Source organism: Paratractidigestivibacter sp. (assembly GCF_052362415.1).
Lineage (GTDB): Bacteria > Actinomycetota > Coriobacteriia > Coriobacteriales > Atopobiaceae > Paratractidigestivibacter.
In genome coordinates this window covers 2,866-5,397 of sequence record NZ_DAWEMK010000083.1, presented here as the reverse complement: position 1 = coordinate 5,397, position 2,532 = coordinate 2,866, and the positions used below count along the sequence as shown (strand labels likewise).

General features: G+C 66.4%; 4 protein-coding genes and 1 pseudogene. All 5 read left to right on the top strand.

Annotated elements, in window-relative coordinates; translation table 11 throughout:
* Positions 1 to 305: pantetheine-phosphate adenylyltransferase (locus ACT84W_RS08100; RefSeq protein WP_444328834.1), on the top strand; the 305-nt coding region annotated here is incomplete at its 5' end.
* 97 nt (positions 306 to 402) lie between these two features.
* Entirely contained in the window at positions 403 to 900 is a 498-nt protein-coding gene (locus ACT84W_RS08095; protein ID WP_417574967.1) for an ATPase, read from the top strand.
* A gap of 15 nt (positions 901 to 915) precedes the next feature.
* On the top strand, positions 916 to 1,479 hold the full coding sequence (locus ACT84W_RS08090) for a YceD family protein (RefSeq protein WP_417574968.1): 564 nt from the start codon (positions 916 to 918) through the stop codon (positions 1,477 to 1,479).
* A gap of 158 nt (positions 1,480 to 1,637) precedes the next feature.
* Positions 1,638 to 1,820 carry a 50S ribosomal protein L32 gene (rpmF, locus tag ACT84W_RS08085; protein ID WP_417574969.1) on the top strand — a complete coding sequence of 61 codons (183 nt, stop codon included), beginning with the start codon at positions 1,638 to 1,640 and terminating at the stop codon, positions 1,818 to 1,820.
* Positions 1,821 to 1,968: 148 nt separating this feature from the next.
* Positions 1,969 to 2,532: pseudogene (locus tag ACT84W_RS08080) on the top strand (phosphate acyltransferase PlsX); the annotation flags it as partial.

Genomic DNA, 2,532 nt, shown 5'->3' with positions numbered 1-2,532 from the left:
ACGTCGCCGTCAAGCCGTTCTGCGGCCTTTTGGTCGACTTCTGCCGCGAGGAGGGGGCCGGCGGCGTGGTCAAGGGCCTGCGCGCCATGACCGACTTCGAGTACGAGCTGCAGCAAGCCGACCTCAACTGCCATCTCTCGCCGGACCTCGAGAGCGTCTTCGTCATGTCGAGCCCCGAGTACGGCTACGTGAGCTCGTCGATCGTGCGCGAGATCGCCTCGATGGGCTCGAGCGTCGCCATGCTCGTGCCCCCGAATGTGAATGAGCGGTTGAGGGAGCGGTTCGGCGCGGGGCCGCAGGGGTAGGCCGCCCGGCGTTATCTGCTACCATGGTTCAGTTAAGAGTGCTTTTTTATGCGTCGACGGGCCTTGTGCCCTCGCCGTTGTTGCGAAAGGAGCCCGCATGCAGCCGGGAGAGGAAATCGAGAGCCTCGTCGATGAGCTCGAGCAGATCGTGAGCGAGGCCAAGTCGCCCCTTACCGGCGGCGGGCAAAAGAAGATCGTCGACGCCCAGGACATCTACGAGATCCTGGACGAGATCCGCCGCGTGTTCCCGCAGGAGTTCACCGACGCCCGCCGCATCGTTAAGGAGGAGCAGGAGACCCTCGACCGCGCCCAGCAGCAGGCGAGCTCCATCATCGCCGACGCCCAGCAGCAGGCCATGATCCTCGCCGGCGACCAGGAGGTCGTCCGCCTCGCCCAGCAGCAGGCCGACGCCATCCGCGACCAGGCCTCGCAGTACGAGCGCGACACCCGCTACAACGCCGAGGAGTATGCCGACACCGTGCTCGCGCACCTCGAGGAGAACCTCAAGAGCCTCACCGGCTCGGTCACCCGCGTGCGCCAGACCCTCGACGAGAACTCAGGCCCGCGCAACACGACCAACAACGTGCCCTGGTAACGAGGTCGACCAAGTATGAAGCCTGTAATCTTCGCGCTCGACGAGCGCCTCGCGAACCCCGGCGACACGCTCTCCGTCACGGGCCACCTCGACGAGCCCGGCTATGAGCTCGGCGAGCACGAGTTCGAGCTGCCCAGCGGCATCGACTACGACCTCGCGCTCACCAACGCCGGCGAGGGCATCCTCGCGACGGGCATGCTGCGCTGCCATGTCAAGGGCACCTGCGACCGCTGCCTGGAGGGCGCCGAGTTCGACATCGCCGGCGAGGTCGACGAGTACTACCTCTTTGAGGAGCCCGCCGACGCCGGCGACGACTCCGATGACGACGACATCGACTTCGCCCTCGTCAACCCCGACGAGACGATCGACCTCGCCGAGGCGCTCCAGACCTCGCTCATCATGGAGACCCCCTTCGTCGTGCTGTGCAAGCCCGACTGCAAGGGGCTCTGCCCGGTCTGCGGCGCCAACCTCAACGAGGAGGACTGCGGCCACGCGGCCCAGATCGAGGAGGCCCGCCGCCCGGCGAACCCCTTCGCCGCCCTCGCCGACCTTAAGCTCGACGAGGAGGACGGGGAGTAGGGCCGCGCGACCGGCCTTCTTCTCGTGGAGAATTACTGTATAGTGCCAAGAGCGTTGGAACGTGGTATAGTTACCAACGCATGATTTTTGGCGATAGGCCGTCCTCGGCGCGCGGAAGCGCCCCGATGACGTTGGAAGAGAAGTCTGAGAGGTTCATCATGGCAGTACCCAAGCAAAAGAAGGGCCGCGGCGCCACCCACTCCCGTCGTTCGGCGAACAGCAAGCTCACCGCTGCTCCGCGTTCCGTGTGCCCGCAGTGCGGCGCCCCGAAGCTCCCGCACCACGTGTGCCCGAACTGCGGTTACTACAAGGACCGCGAGGTCGTTGTCGTTTCCGAGTAGCCATTGAGCCTCGAGCGATAGAGCACCTTCTGGGGACGGCCTCGGCCGTCCCCTTTTTTGTGTCGCGCCACCCGGCGGCTGGGGCCTCCGCGCGCGGCTGGGGTATACTCAAAAGGTTGAATAATCCGAGCTTTCCCGGGAGGAACGCATGGTAACCATATGCGTGGACGTGATGGGCTCCGACAAGGACCCCTCCGAGCTGATCGAGGGCGTGGCGCAGGCGCTCGAGGCCGATGGCGACCTCAAGGTCCTCGTCGCCGGCGCCCCCGGCGTCGTCGAGCCCTTCTGCGCTCAGCATGACCGTGCCGAGGCCCTGCCGTGCACCGAGGTCATCACGATGTCCGAGCACCCCGCCAACGCCGTCCGCAGAAAGAAGGACGCGAGCGTCGTGCGCGCCGCGGGTGCTGTGCGCGCAGGCGATGCCGACGGCATGTTCTCCGCGGGCTCGACGGGCGCCGTCCTCACCGCCGGGACCTTCGGCGTGGGCCGCATCAAGGGCATCAAGCGACCGGCGTTGAGCCTGCCGTTTCCCGGCAAGGGCGACCACATGACGGTGTTTCTGGACATGGGCGCCAATGCCGACGTGAAGCCTGAGGTCATGGTCCAGTTCGCCCAGATGGGCCGCGCCTACGCCGAGGTCGCGCTCGGCGTGAAGGACGCGCGCGTGGGCCTTCTGTGCAACGGCTCCGAGGAGACCAAGGGCTCTGAGATG